A 16485-nucleotide genomic window follows, 5' to 3' on the forward strand; every position below is an offset into this window, starting at 1 on the left:
GGGAACGGGCGGCACCCGGGCCGGGGCGCCCAACCTCGGGCGATCCCGGAAACCGGGGCGGCGAGGCTTCTCTATAATACCGGGTCGATCCAGCGTCCGTCCGAGGCTGGCAGGCCCTCACAGACACAGGTTGGTTTTTACTCGTGCATATGATCAGGTGGTTGATCCTCTCCGCTCTCAGCGTCGCCGGGGCCGCTCAGGCTCAGGGCAGCCAGGATGTCGCCCCTGCCCAGAAGGGCGGCAAGCCCGCGAGCAGCACCGCCGCCTCCGCCCTGGAAATGCCCGGCCTGCGTACTTCGCCGGGCCTGCGGGTGCGCCACTTCCCCGATGAGCAGATCCCGGCCTATATGGAGGCCGACGATATTTCCGGCGATCCCTCCTCGGAAATCCTGCTCAAGGGCAATGCCCAGGTGCGGCGTGTCGATGGAGTGGTCAAGGGCGACAGCATCCATTACAGCAATGAGACGGGAGACGTGGACGTCAAGGGCAATGCGCGCATCATGCGCGATGCCACGCTGGTGACCGGCCCCTCGGCCCGGCTCAACATGAACACCTACAGCGGCGAGATCGACAAGCCCAATTTCTGGATCGGCGCCAGCGGCGGGACGGCGCGTGCCGACCATGCCGACATCTTCAGCCGCTCGCAGATGCGCCTGACGCAAGTCACCTATAGCGGCTGCCCTTGCGAGAAGCCCTCCTGGTACATCAAGGCGAATTCGGTCGACCTGGATTTCGACGAGAACGAGGGCGTGGCCCGCAGCGGGGTGCTGTACTTCAAGGACGTGCCCATCCTGGCCTCGCCCTACCTGACCTTCCCGATCCGCAAGGAACGCAAGTCGGGTTTCCTGCTGCCGACCTACGGTTCGTCGAGCAAGACCGGCCTGGATATCTCGGTGCCGTATTACTTCAACCTGGCGCCCAACTATGACGCCACCCTGATCACGCGCTATATGGGCAAGCGCGGCCTGCAGCTCGGCGGGGAGTTCCGCTACCTGGGCGAGACCCATGTGGGCTCGGTGTCGGGCACCTACCTGCCCAGCGACCGCGATGCCGGCTTCGACCGCTATATGTACCGCCTGACGCACAGGCAGTACTTCGGCGGGGGGTTCTATGCCGATTGGGATATCAATGGCGTGTCCGACGATAACTATTATCGCGACATGACGACACTGGGCCTGAACACGGCCTCGACCACCTATCTGCCGCGCCAGGGCCGGGTGGGCTGGTCGTCCAACTATTGGCAGACCTATGTGCAGGTCTACAAATACCGCACGCTGCAGGATCCCGATGCGCCCATCGTGCCGCCTTACGACAAAGAGCCGGAAATTTTCCTGCAGGGCGCCCGCTACGACTGGAACGGCTTCGATGTGCGCATGGATTCGACGGCCGTGCGCTTTCGCCGGCCGCTCTTTCAGGGCAACCGTGTCGGCCCGGAAGGCGACCGCCTGCAGGCCTATCCCACGATCGCCTTCCCCATCGTGCGCGCCGGCTGGTACATCACGCCCAAGGCCGGCCTGAACTACACTCAGTACAGCACCTCTTGGTATAACACCGACTGGAACCAGCTCGGCAGCACCGCGCCCTATCGCGGCACCGACTCGCGCACCGTGCCCATCTTCTCGCTGGACGCCGGCATGACCTTCGAGCGGCCCACGACGTTGTTCGGCAAGGAGTCCACGCAGACCCTGGAGCCGCGCCTGTACTATCTGCGAGTGCCCTACCGCAAACAGGATACGCTGCCGGTCTATGACACCAGCCTGGCCGACTTCAGTTTCGAACAGGCCTTCCAGGAAAATATCTACACCGGCGGCTGGGACCGCATCGCCAATGCCAACCAGCTGACCGCCGCGCTCACCACGCGCTGGCTGGACGCCAATACCGGCTTCCAGCGCGCGGCCCTGTCCGTGGCCCAGCGCCTGTACTTCGAAGACCAGCGCGTCACCCTGCCGGGCGAGACGCCGCGCGAGAACGTGCGTTCGGACTTCCTGGTGGGCGCCAGCGCCGCCCTGACCGACACCCTGAGCACCGACATCGCCGCCCAGTACAACCCTTACGACAACAACTGGTCGCGGGGCCTGGTGAGCGCGCGCTGGTCGCCGCAGCGCCAGACCACGGTGGCGGTGGCCTACCGCTATCAGCGCGATCCGGTCAACAATATTGCCTATGCGCCGCGCGGCCAGAACCAGGTCACGCTGGCGCTGCAATGGCCGTTCAGCAATCGCTGGTACGGCGTGGGCCGCATCGACTACGCTTTCCACTCCGATCCCGGCTACACGGGCGGCGACTCGAACGCTCCGCGCGTGACCCAGGCCATCGCCGGCCTGGAGTACAAGGGCGATTGCTGCTGGACTGGCCGGGTTGTCTTCCAGCGTTATGCCGTGGCGGCCAACGACACCAATACGGCGGTTTTCTTCCAGCTCGAACTGACCGGGCTGGGCGCTTTGGGTACCGATCCCCTCAAGCTGCTCGACAAGAGCATTCCGGGCTATCAGCCGGTTTCGCAGCCTGCCTCGGCAGGCACGACATTTGAAAGGTATGAATGATGCGTAGGTTGCACTCGTCGCGCCGTTTCCGCGGCAGCCTTCTGGCGTTGGCCCTGGGCCTGGCCCTGCCCCTGGCCCATGCCGCCGACAAGCCGGCCGCCGGCAAGCCGGCCGCGGCCAAGGCGCCGGCCTCCTCGGAGCAGTTTGTCGATGGCATCGCCGCCGTCGTCAACAAGGATGTCATCACCATGCGCGAGGTGCGTGAAGGCACGGCGCGCGCCAAGGTGGACCTGCAGCGCCGCGGCATCCAGCTGCCGGACGATAAAACGCTGCAGAAGCAGGTGCTGCAACGGCTGATCTTCGAGCGCCTGGAGCGCCAGGAGGCCGACCGCCTCGGCATCCGCATCGACGACAACCAGGTCAACCAGGCCATCAATATGGTGGCCTCGCGCAACAAGATCACCCCCCAGCAACTGCGCGCCGAAGTCGAGAAGAGCGGCGTGAGCTGGGAGGAATACCGTCGGTCGCTGCGCGATGAAATCCGCACCGACAGGCTGCGTCAGCGCACCGTCGACAATCACATCATCATCACCGACGCCGAGGTCGACGCCTACCTGAAGGACCAGGCGCGCAATCCGGCGCTGCAAGGCGCGCCCGCCATGCAGGGACGCGCGCCCGAACCCGAGCCCCAGCAGCCGCCCGCGCCGCAGGCCACGGGCCCGGTCCAGGTCGCCCTGGCCCAGATCCTGGTGCGCGTGCCCGAGGGCGCCTCGCCCGAGGCGGTCGCCAGCCTGCGCAAAAAGGCCGAGGACGTCCTGGCGCGCCTGAAGCGCGGCGACGATTTCGCCAGCGTGGCGGCCGCCGCCTCCGACGGCCCCGAGGCGCTGCAGGGCGGCGTCATGGGCGCCCGGCCGCTGGATGGCTGGCCCGATCTTTTCGTCAAGGCCATCAGCGGCGTGGCGGCCGGACAGGTCAGCGCCATCGTGCAGTCGGGCAATGGTTTCCACATCCTGAAGGTCCTGCAGCGCAGCGATGGGCGCGCGCCGGCGCGCGCCCAGCAGCGTCCGGCGCCCGCGCCGGCTCCCGCCCAGGCGCCGCAGGCGGGCGGCCCGCGCGCGCAGCAAGGCCCGGTCCAGGTCACGCAGACCCATGCGCGCCACATCCTTATCAAGACCTCCACCGTCATGAGCGACGAGCAGGCCCGCCAGCGCCTTGAGCAAGTGCGCCAGCGCCTGCTCTCGGGCGGCGCCAAGTTCGAGGACATGGCGCGCCAATATTCGCAGGATGCCACCGCGCCGCAGGGCGGCGACCTCGGCTGGGTCAATCCGGGCGAGATGGTGCCGTCCTTCGAGGCCGCCATGAACGCGCTTAAGCCCGGCGAAGTCAGCCCGCCCGTCGAATCGCCCTTCGGCTGGCACCTGGTCCAGGTGCTGGAGCGCCGCGAGAAGGACGTCACCGACGAGGTCCAGCGCATGCAGGCCCGCCAGGCGCTGTTCGAGCGCCGCGCCGGCCCTGCGTTCGAGGATTGGATGGAGCAGCTGCGCGGGCAAGCCTTCATCGACAATCGCCTGGAAAAGCAAGACCGCATCGAGCAGAACAACCGCTGAACACGGAAGCATTCATGTCGCAACACCAGGCGCGCAAGCGCTTTGGCCAACACTTTCTCACCGACGAGAGCGTGGTCGAGTCCATCGTGCGGGCCATCGCGCCGGCGCGCGGCGACGCCATGGTCGAGATCGGCCCCGGCCTGTCGGCCCTGACGGCTCCGTTGCTGGAGCGGCTGGACAAGCTGTCCGTGGTCGAGATCGACCGCGACCTGGCGGCCCGCCTGCGCAAGAAGTATCCGCCCGAGCGCCTGTCGGTGGTCGAGGCCGACGCGCTGACGGTCGACTTCGGCCAGTTCGGCGCGGGCATGCGGGTGGTGGGAAACCTGCCCTACAACATCTCCAGTCCGCTGCTGTTTCACCTGATGGGGGCGGCCGACCTGGTGCGCGACCAGCATTTCATGCTGCAGCGCGAGGTCATCGACCGCATGGTGGCCGAGCCCGGCTCGGCCGACTATGGCCGCCTGTCGGTCATGCTGCAGTCGCGCTACCGCATGGAAAAGCTTTTTGACGTGCCGCCCGAGGCCTTTGATCCGCCGCCGCGCGTGGTCTCGGCCGTGGTGCGCATGGTCCCCTTGGGCGAGAGCCGCCCGCGTCCCGTCAGCGCCGCGGCCTTCGAGGCCGTCGTGGCGCGGGCTTTCTCGCAGCGGCGAAAGATGCTGCGCCGTGGCCTGGGCGACTGGGCCGCCCAGGTGCCCTGGGAAGAGGTGGGCGTGCCCCCCACCGCCCGCGCCGAGGAAATCGGCGTGGCGCAGTTCATCCGCCTGACCGATGCCTTGGTGGCCGCGGGAGCCGTCAAGGCCTAGGGGCCAGGGGCGGCGCTGGGCGGCTTGAGCGGCAGGATGCGCCGGTAGCCGATCGGCAGGGCGTGTTCCGCGTGCGTTTGCGTGATCCGGGCCAGCTGTTCGGCCAGCTCGGCCGGGAAGGGCGTGGCGCGGCGATGGCGCAGGTCCACGTGCAGCGACAGCTGCTCCATCGTGGCGGCCAGATAGTTCTGCCGCGTCTGCCAGAGCTCCATCAGGCACAGCAGCCGCTTGTCATCGCAGGCCAGCAGGCGCAACCTGAGCATGAGCGGGTCGCCGGCCAGCACTTCGCGCATATAGGCGACCTGGATATTCATCGTATAGATGCCGCAGCCGGTGGCTTCGGTATAGTCCAGGCCGACGCCGACCTGCCGCAGCAGCTCAAATCCCACGCGGTCGAACACGCCGACATAATGCGCCGCGTTCATATGCCCATAGGCGTCGATCCAATCGGGGTCGACCGCCAGCGTGGTCGAGGGCAGCGTGCTCATCAGGGCTCCTTTGCAAGGGGAAGAGGTCAAAGCCGGCGCCGCGCCGCGGCCATCCAGAGCTGCATGATGTCGCGCGCGCGGGCGGCGAGGTAGTCGTCGGCATGCGCGAGCGCCTGGTCCAGGCTGTGCGGGCCTGGCACGAGGCTGAAGGCCGCGGTGATGCCGGCGGCGTGCAGGGCCTCATAGCCCTCGCCCAGGGATCCGGCCAGCGCCACGACGGGCACGCCGGCTTCGCGCGCCAGCCGGGCCACGCCAGCCGGCGTCTTGCCGCGCAGCGTCTGGGCGTCCATGCGGCCTTCGCCGGTGAAGACCAGCGTGGCGCCCTGCAGGGCTTGCGCCAGGCCGCCCAGTTCCGCCACCAGGGCCACGCCCGGCCGGAAACGGCCGCGCAGGAAGGCATGGGCCGCGAAACCCAGGCCGCCGGCCGCGCCGGCGCCGGCCGCGTTGCGATGGTCCTGGCCCAGCACGCGGTGCGCGACATCGGCCAGCCGCGACAGCGCGGCATCCAGCTGCTCGACCTGCGCCGGGTTGGCGCCCTTTTGCGGCCCGAAGACATGGGCCGCGCCCTGCGGGCCGCATAGCGGATTGTCGACGTCGCAGGCCACCTCGACCTCCAGCCCGGCCAGCCGTGGATCCAGGCCATCGAGGTCGATGCGCGCCAGGGCCCGCAAGGCGCCGCCGCCTGGCGCGAGCGGCTGGTCCGCCGCATCCAGGAAGCGCGCGCCCAGCGCGCGCAGCATGCCGCTGCCGCCGTCGGTGGTCGCCGATCCGCCCAGGCCGAGGATGAGCTTGCGCGCGCCGCTGTCCAGCGCGGCCAGGATGAGTTCGCCCACCCCGTGCGTGTCGGCGGCCAGCGCGTCGCGCTCGGCCGGGGCAATGCCCTCCAGGCCGGCGGCCGAGGCCATTTCGATGACCGCCGTCGCATGGTCCAGCCAGCCCCAGCGCGCTTGCACGGGGCGTCCCAGGGCGTCGCGCACGCGGGCCAGTCGGGCCTGGCCGCCGGTGGCGGCCAGGACGGCGTCGACCGTGCCTTCGCCGCCATCGGCCATCGGCACCCGCACCGTGTGCGCGCCGGGGCAGGCCAGCTTGACGCCGCGCTCGATGGCGCGCGCCGCGGCGGCGGCGTCGAGGCTTTCCTTGAACGAATCCGGGGCGATGACGATCTTCACGGCGCGGGGCTCCTGTGTCGCGGCAAGCGGCCATGATACCCGCGCGGGCCCGGGCGGCGTACCATAGGGCTTCCTGTGGATTCTTCCTTGAGAGTATTCATGCCTGTATTGCGCCGCACCAAAATTGTCGCCACCCTGGGCCCTGCCAGCTCTTCGCCGCAGATGATAGGCGCCCTGATCGATGCGGGAATGGATGTCGCCCGCCTGAACTTCTCTCATGGCAGCGCCGACGACCACCGCGAGCGCGCCCGCACCATACGCCGGCTGGCCGCCGAACGCGGCCGTTTCGTCGCCATCATGGGCGATCTGCAGGGGCCGAAGATCCGCATCGCGCGCTTTGCCGACAAGCAGGTCACGCTGCTGGCGGGACAGGCGTTCACGCTGTCGCGCAGCTATCCCAAGGACGCGGGCAATGCCTCCATCGTGGGCATCGATTTCCCCGAGCTGGTCCATGACTGCCGCCCCGGCGACGAGCTGCTGCTCGATGACGGCCGCATCGTGCTGCAGGTCGAGCGGGTCGAGGGCGACGAAGTGCATACCACGGTGGTCGTGGGCGGCGCGCTGTCGAACAACAAGGGCATCAACCGGCGCGGCGGCGGCATTTCGGCGCCCAGCCTGACCGACAAGGACCGCGAGGACATTCGCCTGGCCGCCGAGCTGGCGCTGGATTATGTGGCGGTGTCTTTTCCGCGCTATGGCCGTGACATCGACGAGGCGCGCGCCCTGGTGCGCGCCGCCGGCAGCGAAGCCTGGATCATCGCCAAGATCGAACGCGCCGAGGCGGTAGCCGATGATGAGGCGCTGGATTCGCTTATCCGCGCCAGCGACGGCGTGATGGTGGCGCGCGGCGACCTGGGCGTCGAAGTGGGAGACGCCGAACTGGTGGGCATCCAGAAGCGCATCATCCAGCATGCCCGCACGCAAAACAAGGTGGTGATCACCGCCACGCAGATGATGGAATCCATGATATCCAGCCCCATGCCCACGCGCGCCGAGGTCTCCGATGTGGCCAATGCGGTGCTGGACTACACGGATGCCGTGATGCTGTCGGCCGAAAGCGCCTCGGGCCAGTATCCGGTGCAGGCGGTGCAAGCCATGGCCCGCGTCTGCCTGGGCGCCGAAAAGCATCCGACCACGACCCATTCGCATCACCGGCTGGGCGAGACGTTCACGCGCTGCGACGAGACCATCGCGCTGGCGGCCATGTACGCCGCCAATCATTTCCCTGGCGTGAAGGCCATCATCGCCCTGACCGAGAGCGGCCATACGCCGCTCATCATGTCGCGCATCCGTTCGGGGGTGCCCATCTATTGCTATAGCCCGCACCCGCTGACGCAGAACCGCGCCGTGCTGTTCCGCGGCGTGTATACCGTGCCCTTCGCGCCGGCCGACCATGATCCGGCGGCCCTGAGCGACGCGGCCATCGACGAGTTGAAAAAACGCGGCCGGGTGGCGGCCGGCGATTGGATCATCCTGACCAAGGGGGATTTCTATCGCGACAGCGGCGGCACCAACGGCATGAAGATCCTGCGCGTGGAGTGATTCAGCCGAAGAACCAGTAGCACACGCCGATCGAGGCCAGCACCCCGGCCAGGTCGGCGATGAGCGCGCAGCCCACGGCGTGGCGCGCCCGCACAATGCCGACCGACCCGAAATACACGGCCAGCACATAGAAGGTGGTTTCGGTGCTGCCCTGCATGACGGCGGCCAGCAGCGCCGGGAAACTGTCCACGCCGAAATGCGTCATGGTTTCCAGCATCATGGCGCGCGCCGCGCTGCCGGAGAACGGCTTGACCAGGGCCGTGGGCAGGGCGTCGACGAAGCGCGTGTCCCAGCCCGCCGCGGCGGCCAGCCAGCGGATGCCGTCGAGCAGGAAGTCCAGCGCGCCCGAGGCGCGCAGCACGCCCACGGCGCACAGCATGGCGACCAGGTAGGGCAGCAGATCGCGGGCGATGCCGAAACCCTCCTTGGCGCCGGCGATGAAGGTCTCGTAGACCGGCACCTTTTTGCAGGCCCCGACCACCAGGAAGGCCAGCAGCACGGCGAACAGCGTCAGATTGCCCATCAGCGAGGACAGCGCCGCGATGGCGCTGGCCGACATGCCGGCCAGCAGCGCCATGAAACCGCCCAGCAGCAGGGCCGCGCCGCCCAGCCAGGCGAGCACGACCGGGTCCCAGAGCCTGAGGCGCTGGCAGACCGCCACGGCCAGCAGGCCCGCCAGGGTGGAGGCGCTGGTGGCCAGCAGGATGGGCAGGAAGACCAGTGTCGGGTCGGACGCGCCCTGTTGGGCGCGGAACATGAAGAGCGTGACCGGCAGCAGCGTCAATGAAGAGGCGTTGAGCACCAGGAAGAGAATCTGCGCATTGCTGGCCGTGTCGGGCTGGGGATTGAGCGACTGCAGTTCGCGCATGGCGCGCAGGCCGATGGGCGTGGCGGCATTGTCCAGGCCCAGGCCATTGGCCGCGAAGTTCAGCGTGATCAGACCGATGGCGGGGTGGTTGCGCGGCACGCCGGGCATCAGACGGGCAAACAGCGGCCCCAGCAGGCGCGCCAGGGCGTTCACCAGGCCGGCGGCTTCGGCGATGCGCAGAAAGCCCAGCCACAGCGTCAGCGTGCCGAACAGCAGCACCATGACCTCGACAGAGATGCGCGCCATGTCGAAGAGGCTGGCGACAATGGCGCGGAATACCTCGGCATCGCCGAGGCCGATCCAGCGCACCAGGCCGGCGCCGGCGGCAACCAGAAAGAAAGCCAGCCAGAGTTTGTTCAGCATCGCTCACCAGGGGAGGCAGGGGTGGCGCTATTGTCGCAGACAGGTCCCGCCCTGGTTTGTGCCGGGCGTCCCAAACTGGTAACTTGGTTACACAACGATGCCCCGCAGAGGTCAGCCATGAGTATGAGATCCCGCTTCGCGGACTGGCGCCGCAAGCGCATAGCCGAACCCGCCTATCGCTGGGCGCGCGCCGCTTTGCCGGGCTTGTCCGACACCGAACGCGAGGCGATCGAGGCCGGCGACGTCTGGTGGGACGGCGATCTCTTCACCGGCAACCCCGATTGGAACAAACTGCTCGCCGTGCCCGCGGCCCAGCTCAGCGAAGAAGAGCGCCTGTTCATCGAAGGGCCGGTGGCCCGCCTGTGCGCGCTGCTGGACGAATGGGACATCGAATGGAAGCGCCGCGACCTGCCGCCCGAGGTCTGGGACCTGATGCGGCGCGAACGCTTCTTCGGCATGATCATCCCCAAGGAATACGGCGGCCTGGGCTTTTCGCCCTACGCGCATTCCGAGGTCGTGCGGCGGGTGTCGGCGTATTCGATCACGGCCGGCGTCACCATCATGGTGCCCAACTCGCTCGGCCCGGGCGAGCTGCTGCTGCAATTCGGCACGCCCGAGCAGCGAGCGTTCTGGCTGCCGCGCCTGGCCGATGGCCGCGAGATTCCCTGCTTCGGGCTCACCAGCCCCGAGGCCGGATCCGATGCCGCTTCCATGACCGACACCGGCGTGGTGTGCCGCCAGGTCATCGAGGGCCAGGACCTGCTGGGTATCCGCCTGAACTGGCACAAGCGCTATATCACGCTGGGGCCGGTGGCCACCGTGCTGGGCCTGGCCTTCAAGTTGCGCGACCCCGAGGGCCTGCTGGGCGGTCCCGAGGACGTGGGGATTTCGGTGGCCCTGGTGCCCACCGATGCGCCGGGCGTGGAGATCGGCCGCCGCCACCTGCCATCCATGCAGGTCTTCCAGAACGGCCCCAACCACGGCCGCGACGTCTTCGTGCCCATCGAGGCCCTGATCGGCGGGCCGGCCCGGGCCGGCCAGGGCTGGCAGATGCTGATGAGCGCCCTGGCCGCGGGCCGGGGCATCTCGCTGCCATCGCTGTCGGCCGCCGGCGCCGTCATGAGCGCCCACACCACCGGCATGTATGCGCGCGTGCGGCGCCAGTTCGGCATCCCCGTGGGCCGTTTCGAGGGCGTGCAGGAAAAACTCGCCCGCCTGGCCGGCCATGCCTATCTGGTCGAGGCGGCCCGCCGCCTGACCTGCGCGGCGCTCAACCAGGGCCATAAGCCGGCCGTGGTGTCGGCCATCATGAAATACCACGCCACCGAGCGGCTGCGCCTGTCGGTCAATGACGCCATGGACGTGCATGGCGGCAAGGCCGTCATCGACGGGCCGCGCAATTATCTGGGGGCGCTGTATCGCGCCCTGCCCATCGCGATCACCGTGGAGGGCGCCAATATCCTGACCCGCTGCCTCATCGTCTTCGGCCAGGGGGCCATCCGCGCCCATCCCTATCTGATGCGCGAGGTCATGGCTCTGGGCGAAACCGACCAGGCGCTCGGGCAGGAGCAATTCGAGCAGGCCTTCTGGCAACACATGCGCCATAGCGGCATGACGGTCCTGCGCGCCTGGGGCCGCGCCTGGACGGGCGGGCTGTTCGCCCCGGCGCCGCCGGCCGGCGCGGTCAGCCGCCATTACCGCCGGCTGAGCCGCTATTCGGCGGGCTTTGCCCTGCTGGCCGACGCCGCCATGGCGCTGCTGGGCGGCGCGCTCAAGCGGCGCGAGATGTTGTCCGCCCGCCTGGGTGACATCCTGTCCGAACTTTATCTCCTGTCGGCCTTGCTCAAGCGCTGGGAAGACGAAGGGCGTTGCCATGCCGACCTGCCATTGGTGGCCTGGGGCATGGAGGAGGGCAGCCTGCGCATCGAGCAGGCCATGGACCAGATCCTCTCCAACCTGCCCAACCGGGCGCTGGCCATGGCCTTGCGCGTCCTCGTCCTGCCCATGCGGCTGGCGCGCGGGCCCAGCGATGCGCTCATGCGCGAGTGCGCCAACCTCCTGCTTGAACCCTCCGCCACGCGCGACCGCCTGACGGCCGATCTGCAGCGCGGCGGGGGCGGCGACGCCATCGGCAAGCTGGAGGATGCCTTCGCGCGCGTCAGCGCATTGGGCCCCTTGCGGGACCGGCTGCGGCGCGAAGGGGTCAAGGATTGGCGCGAGGCCCACAAGGGCGGCGCCATCAGCGATGCCGTGGCCGAGCAGATGCTCGCCGCCGAGGCCGCCGTGGCCGAGGTCGTCGCGGTGGACGACTTCGCGCCCGAAACGCTCACCGGCGAGCCGGAAAGCCCGGCGCGCCGTCCGCTCTAGCGCCGGGCAGGCTCAATCGTCCTGCTTTGGGTCCATCCCGGGAAAGAGGATCTCGGTGTAGCCGAACTTGGAGAAGTCCTGGATGCGCGAGGGGTAGAGGCGGCCGATCAGGTGGTCGCACTCGTGCTGCACCACCCGCGCATGGAAATCGCTGGCTTCACGGTCGATCAGCCGGCCATCCGGATCCATGCCCTGGTAGCGGATATGGCGGTAGCGCGGCACCAGGCCGCGCAGCCCGGGCACCGACAGGCAGCCTTCCCATCCCTCGTCCATCTCGTCCGACAGCGGCGTGATGACCGGATTGCACAGCACGGTCTGCGGCACGGCCGGCGCGTCCGGGTAACGGGGGTTGCGCTCGAAACCGAAGATCACCAGCTGCAGGTCCACGCCGATCTGCGGCGCGGCCAGCCCCACGCCGTTGGCGTGGATCATGGTCTCGAACATGTCTTCGATCAGCTGCCTGAGGGCCGGGCTGCCGAAGTCCTCGACCGGCGCGGCCACGCGCAGTAGCCGCGGATCGCCCATTTTCAGGATGGGATGGATCATGGCGTATCAGTCCGCGCGGCCTTTCTTCTGGATGAATTCGATCTTGTAGCCGTCGGGATCCTCGACGAAGGCGATGACGGTGGTGCCATGCTTCATGGGACCGGCCTCGCGCGTGACCTTGCCGCCCTTGGCCTTGACCTTGTCACAGGCTTCGTAGGCGTTGTCGACTTCCAGGGCGATGTGGCCATAGCCGGTGCCCAGGTCGTATTTTTCGGTGTCCCAGTTGTGGGTCAGCTCGATGACGGCGCCGTCGGCTTCGTCCTGGTAGCCGACGAAGGCCAGCGTGAATCGGCCGTCCGGATAGTCTTTCTGGCGCAGCAGGCGCATGCCCAGGACGTTGGTGTAGAAATCCAGCGATTTTTCGAGATTGCCGACGCGCAGCATGGTGTGCAAAAGACGCATTGCTCTGTCCTCAATGATGTTGTCGCCGCGTCCGGGGGGCAGCAGGACGCGGTGTTCAGACCACCATCGTAACAAAACGGCCGCGGCGCCGTGGGGCGGAGAACCCCCCTTCGCCCGAAGGGGGGAGCGGCGCGATGGGCTATAGCGAGGCGCCGGAATCGCGGACGGCGACGGCCCAGGTCGAGACTTCGGTCTGGATGAAGCGGCCGAAGGCCTCGCCGTTCAACTGGGCCGCGCGCGCGCCCTCTTCGGCCAGGCGCTGCTTGACTTCGGGCGATTGCAGGGCGCGGCTGAATGCGTCGTTCAGCGTGGCGATGACGGCCGGCGGCGTGCCGGCCGGCGCGACGATGCCGTGCCAGGAGAGCGCGGAAAAACCGGGCAGGCCGGATTCGGCCATGGTCGGCAGCTGGGGCAGGGCGGACGAGCGTTCCGGCGAGGTCACGGCCAGGGCCTTGAGGCTGCCGGCCTTGATATGGGGCAGCGCGCCGGGGATGGTGGTGAACATGAAGTCCACCTGTCCGCCCAGCAGGTCGGACAGCGCCGGGCTGCCGCCCTTGTAGGGCACGTGGGTGAATTCCAGCTTGGCCTGGCTGCGGTACATCTCGCCCGCCAGGTGGCCGGGCGTGCCGGCCCCGGCCGAGGCCATATTGAGGCTGCCGCCCTGGGCGCGCAGCAGGGCGGTCAGGGCGGCCACGCTGTCGACGCCGAGATCTTTGCGCGCGACCAGCACATTGGGCACGGTGGCCAGCAGGGTGACGGGCGCGAAATCCTTGACGGCGTCGTAGCTGATCTTGGGATAGAGGGAGGGGTTGATGCCATGCGTGCTGGCCGTGGCCAGCAGCAGCGTATAGCCGTCGGGCGCGGCGCTGGCCACGGTCTTGGCGGCGATGCTGCCATTGGCGCCGCCCTTGTTTTCCACCACGATGGTCTGTTTGAGCGTCTTGCCTGCTTCGGCGGCCACGGTGCGCGCCAGAATGTCGGAGGTGCCGCCGGCTGAGTGCGGCACGATGAGCGAAATCGGGCGTGCCGGAAAGGTCTGGGCCTGGGCCAGGCCGGTGGCCAGCATGAGGGTACAGGCCGCCTGGAGCAATGGGCGCAATGACATGGAAAAGTCTCCTGGTATTTATTTATGGGAAAGCGGGCGCCGCGGCCTGGGCCGCGGCGGGGCCCAAGATCAGTCCGAACCCAGTCCCAGGGTGTTGGGCTGGCGTTTTTCTATGGCGGACTTGAGCAGGGCGGCGCTGCGGAAGATGCCGTGGGCGAACTTGCCATAGGGCAGGGTCAGGAACAGCGCCATCACCACGCCCAGATGCACGGCCAGCAGCAGGCCCATCCAGGCCGTGTCGCGCAGGGCGAGCAGCAGCAGGCCGGTCAGGCTGGTGAAGAACAGCAGGGCGATGAAGCCGCGGTCCATCGGCCGTTGCCGGGTGTCGCCCTGGCGCGGATCGCGCTTGAGGTTGAGCCAGAGCAGGCCGGCCGGGCCGATCAGCAGGCCGATGCCGCCCGCCGTGCCCAGGAGCACGGGCAAGCTGAAGAAGGGGTAGGGGGCGTGCCAGTCCAGCAGATAGTGATAGAGGGTGGCCACCGAGGTGGCCGCGAAGCACAGCATGAAGCCGTAGAAGGTGAAGTGATGGAAGCGGCGGCGGGCCAGGGTGAAGGCGTCGTCGGCTTCGTTGCAGCCCTTGCCATGGCCGCCGTCGAGGTATTTGAGGCGCAGCGCATTGTGCGCCGCCTCGGCCACGGCCGGGCCGCTGGCCGCGCCGGGGCTGACATCGCGCCAGAAGCGGGCCACGCCCAGGGCCAGGGCGAGCACGGCGAAGCCGAACACGGCGCCGAACATCAGCGCCAGGGTGTTATGCGGAAAGATGGCGTAGAAGTTGCCGGCCAGGGGCGTGTGCAGCCAGCCGCCATTGATGCCGACCACCAGCGCCAGGAACAGCGCCAGCGTGGCGGCCACGGCCAGCGACAGGGTCAGCCCGTTGCGCTGGTAGAGTTTGCCCAGCGCCTGGGGCCAGGCATAGTCGGTATAGGTCTGCAGGCGCACCCGGGCCATGGCCTGCGGCACGTTGACGCCGAATTCGTGCGGCGGCGCGTATTGGCAGGCGTGCAGGCAGGCGCCGCAGTTGTGGCAAAGATTGGCCAGGTAGTTGACGTCGCCCTTGCCGAACTCCAGGCGGCGGGTCATGGCGGGGAAGACCGCGCAGAAGCCTTCGCAATAGCGGCAGGCATTGCAGATCTGCATGATGCGCGCGACTTCGTTTTCGTCTTCGCTCATCCGCGCGCCGGCCGTGCTGGCATTGGCGACGAATGTCATGGGCTGGCCCCGCGACGGGGCGGCGCCGGCCAGTTCGGCCTGGCGGGCCAGTTGTTCAAGCTGCTTCACGTCGGGCTCCGTTCTTGACTTGGGCGCGCGCGGCTTCGGCCGCGCGGGTGCCGGCGATGCGGCCGAAGGCCGTGCCGATGGACATGCCGACGCCGGCCGTATAGCCCTTGCCCAGCACATTGCCGGCCATCATTTCGCCGGCCACGAAAAGGTTGTCGCTGGGCTTGCCGCCAAAGCGCACGGCGGCGGTCTCGTCGACCTTCAGGCCCAGGTAGGTGAAAGTGATGCCGGGACGCAGCGCATAGCCATAGAAGGGCCCCGTGTCGATGGGACGCGCCCAGTGGGTCTTGGCGGGCGTCAGGCCTTCGGTATGGCAATCATCCAGCTGGGTGTGGTCGAAGCTGCCCACGCGGCAGGCGCGGTTGTAGTCTTCGATGGTCTGCACGAAACGGGCCGGATCCAGCTCCAGCTTGGCGGCCAGCTCGGCCAGCGAGTCGGCGCGCACGCCCGGGAAGACCGGCGGCATGAAGCGGCCCACCGCCTTGGCGTCGATGATGGAGTAGGCGATCTGCCCGGGCTGCATGGCGACCAGGCGGCCCCAGATGGCGTAGCGCTTGGGCCAGAAGTCTTCGCCCTCGTCGTAGAAGCGCTCGGCGTCGCGGTTGACCACCACGCCCAGCGACACGCAATCGATACGGGTGCAGATCCCGCCGTCGTAGAGCGGGGCGCGCGCGTCGATGGCCACGCAATGGGACTGCGAGGGGTCGCCGATGATGTCGGCGCCGGCTTGCATCATGAACTTCAGCAGCACGCCCTGGTTAAAGCGCGTGCCGCGGATCAGGAAGTTGTCGGCCGGCCATTCGCCGCGTTCGTTCTGGCCCCAGGCTTCGCGCATCCATTCGAGATTGGACTCGAAGCCGCCGGCGGCCAGCACGCAGCTGCGGGCCTCGATGCGCTCCTGGCCGATGCGCGCGGCGACGAAATGGCCATCGGCCAGCTCCAGCGAGTCGACCGGCGCGTTGTAGCGGATCTGCACGCCCAGGGCTTCGGCGCTGCGGTAGTAGGCGTTGACCAGGGCCTTGCCGCCGCCCATGAAGAAGGCATTGGTGCGCGCCACGTGCAGCGCGCCGGACAGCGGCGGCTGGAAGTTCACGCCGTGGCCGCGCATCCAGTCCCGACAGGAGGACGAGGCGCGGATGACCAGGCGGGCCAGCTTCTCGTCGGTGATGCCGCCGGTGACCTTGAGCAGGTCTTGCCAATATTCTTCTTCGGGGTAGGCGTCGACCAGCACGTCCTGGGGGGCGTCGTGCATGCAGCGCAGGTTGCGGGTGTGCTGGGAATTGCCGCCGCGCCATTCGCGCGGCGCGGCTTCCAGCAGCAGCACGCTGGCGCCGGCCTCCCGGGCCATCAGGGCCGCGCACAGGGCGGCGTTGCCGCCGCCGATCACGAGTACGTCTATCATGTCGTCGTCCATCATTCGATGGCGCCGACTATAGGGATCTCCGCAAGCGTCCGCCAGAAGGC

General features: G+C 68.4%; 13 protein-coding genes. 5 read left to right on the forward strand and 8 right to left on the reverse strand.

Annotated features, from left to right (window positions below):
* Nucleotides 1–143 precede the first annotated feature (143 nt).
* From L540_RS08790 to rsmA, 3 genes are read left to right on the forward strand one after another with little or no spacing between them, the layout of a single operon-like run.
* On the forward strand, nt 144–2543 hold the full coding sequence (locus L540_RS08790) for an LPS-assembly protein LptD (protein WP_180961653.1): 2400 nt from the start codon (nt 144–146) through the stop codon (nt 2541–2543).
* A complete protein-coding gene (locus L540_RS08795; protein WP_043215122.1) occupies nt 2540–4090 on the forward strand; it encodes a peptidylprolyl isomerase in 1551 nt (516 codons plus the stop codon). The genes L540_RS08790 and L540_RS08795 overlap by 4 nt, the downstream gene beginning before the upstream one ends.
* A 14-nt stretch (nt 4091–4104) precedes the next feature.
* Complete coding sequence (gene rsmA, locus L540_RS08800; protein ID WP_043215120.1) at nt 4105–4893, forward strand: 16S rRNA (adenine(1518)-N(6)/adenine(1519)-N(6))-dimethyltransferase RsmA; 789 nt, start codon at nt 4105–4107, stop codon at nt 4891–4893.
* On the opposite strand, the gene L540_RS08805 is transcribed toward rsmA, so the two are convergent.
* Entirely contained in the window at nt 4890–5381 is a 492-nt protein-coding gene (locus L540_RS08805; protein ID WP_043215118.1) for a thioesterase family protein, read from the reverse strand. The two genes, rsmA and L540_RS08805, sit on opposite strands and share 4 nt — an antisense overlap.
* A 26-nt stretch (nt 5382–5407) precedes the next feature.
* Nucleotides 5408–6550, reverse strand: a complete 1143-nt coding sequence (locus tag L540_RS08810) for a glycerate kinase (protein WP_043215116.1) — start codon at nt 6548–6550, stop codon at nt 5408–5410.
* A 99-nt stretch (nt 6551–6649) separates the two neighbouring features.
* Here L540_RS08810 and pyk point away from each other — a divergent pair, with 99 nt between their 5' ends.
* Nucleotides 6650–8092 (forward strand): pyruvate kinase, encoded by a 1443-nt coding sequence (pyk, locus tag L540_RS08815; protein WP_043215114.1) that lies wholly within the window; start codon nt 6650–6652, stop codon nt 8090–8092.
* A gap of 1 nt (nt 8093) precedes the next feature.
* Here pyk and L540_RS08820 read toward each other — a convergent pair whose 3' ends face one another.
* Nucleotides 8094–9323 carry a nucleoside recognition domain-containing protein gene (locus tag L540_RS08820; RefSeq protein ID WP_043215112.1) on the reverse strand — a complete coding sequence of 410 codons (1230 nt, stop codon included), beginning with the start codon at nt 9321–9323 and terminating at the stop codon, nt 8094–8096.
* A 123-nt stretch (nt 9324–9446) separates the two neighbouring features.
* Between L540_RS08820 and L540_RS08825 the strand changes: the two genes are divergently transcribed.
* On the forward strand, nt 9447–11690 hold the full coding sequence (locus L540_RS08825) for an acyl-CoA dehydrogenase (RefSeq protein ID WP_082149591.1): 2244 nt from the start codon (nt 9447–9449) through the stop codon (nt 11688–11690).
* A 12-nt stretch (nt 11691–11702) separates the two neighbouring features.
* Here the strand turns inward: L540_RS08825 and def are convergent, their stop codons facing one another.
* The 5 genes from def to tcuA all read right to left on the reverse strand — a co-directional run bounded on the left by def (nt 11703) and on the right by tcuA (nt 16423).
* Nucleotides 11703–12236, reverse strand: coding sequence for a peptide deformylase (def, locus tag L540_RS08830; RefSeq protein ID WP_043215110.1), 534 nt, complete (start codon nt 12234–12236; stop codon nt 11703–11705).
* Nucleotides 12237–12242: 6 nt separating this feature from the next.
* Nucleotides 12243–12638 carry a lactoylglutathione lyase gene (gloA, locus tag L540_RS08835; RefSeq protein WP_043215109.1) on the reverse strand — a complete coding sequence of 132 codons (396 nt, stop codon included), beginning with the start codon at nt 12636–12638 and terminating at the stop codon, nt 12243–12245.
* A 139-nt stretch (nt 12639–12777) separates the two neighbouring features.
* Nucleotides 12778–13743 (reverse strand): Bug family tripartite tricarboxylate transporter substrate binding protein, encoded by a 966-nt coding sequence (locus L540_RS08840; protein ID WP_043215107.1) that lies wholly within the window; start codon nt 13741–13743, stop codon nt 12778–12780.
* A gap of 69 nt (nt 13744–13812) precedes the next feature.
* Nucleotides 13813–15021 (reverse strand): tricarballylate utilization 4Fe-4S protein TcuB, encoded by a 1209-nt coding sequence (gene tcuB, locus L540_RS08845; protein ID WP_043215105.1) that lies wholly within the window; start codon nt 15019–15021, stop codon nt 13813–13815.
* Nucleotides 15008–16423 carry an FAD-dependent tricarballylate dehydrogenase TcuA gene (gene tcuA, locus L540_RS08850; protein ID WP_043215599.1) on the reverse strand — a complete coding sequence of 472 codons (1416 nt, stop codon included), beginning with the start codon at nt 16421–16423 and terminating at the stop codon, nt 15008–15010. The genes tcuB and tcuA overlap by 14 nt, the downstream gene beginning before the upstream one ends.
* Nucleotides 16424–16485 lie beyond the last annotated feature (62 nt).

Source organism: Bordetella pseudohinzii (assembly GCF_000657795.2).
In the GTDB taxonomy this organism is placed as follows: domain Bacteria; phylum Pseudomonadota; class Gammaproteobacteria; order Burkholderiales; family Burkholderiaceae_B; genus Bordetella; species Bordetella pseudohinzii.

Bases quoted from the DNA above. Each gene is read 5' to 3' on its own strand.
- def (WP_043215110.1), bottom strand. From the start codon at position 12,236: ATGATCCATCCCATCCTGAAAATGGGCGATCCGCGGCTACTGCGCGTG.
- L540_RS08840 (WP_043215107.1), bottom strand. From the start codon at position 13,743: ATGTCATTGCGCCCATTGCTCCAGGCGGCCTGTACCCTCATGCTGGCC.
- L540_RS08795 (WP_043215122.1), top strand. From the start codon at position 2,540: ATGATGCGTAGGTTGCACTCGTCGCGCCGTTTCCGCGGCAGCCTTCTG.
- L540_RS08820 (WP_043215112.1), bottom strand. From the start codon at position 9,323: ATGCTGAACAAACTCTGGCTGGCTTTCTTTCTGGTTGCCGCCGGCGCC.
- rsmA (WP_043215120.1), top strand. From the start codon at position 4,105: ATGTCGCAACACCAGGCGCGCAAGCGCTTTGGCCAACACTTTCTCACC.
- L540_RS08805 (WP_043215118.1), bottom strand. From the start codon at position 5,381: ATGAGCACGCTGCCCTCGACCACGCTGGCGGTCGACCCCGATTGGATC.
- tcuA (WP_043215599.1), bottom strand. From the start codon at position 16,423: ATGATAGACGTACTCGTGATCGGCGGCGGCAACGCCGCCCTGTGCGCG.
- pyk (WP_043215114.1), top strand. From the start codon at position 6,650: ATGCCTGTATTGCGCCGCACCAAAATTGTCGCCACCCTGGGCCCTGCC.
- L540_RS08825 (WP_082149591.1), top strand. From the start codon at position 9,447: ATGAGATCCCGCTTCGCGGACTGGCGCCGCAAGCGCATAGCCGAACCC.
- gloA (WP_043215109.1), bottom strand. From the start codon at position 12,638: ATGCGTCTTTTGCACACCATGCTGCGCGTCGGCAATCTCGAAAAATCG.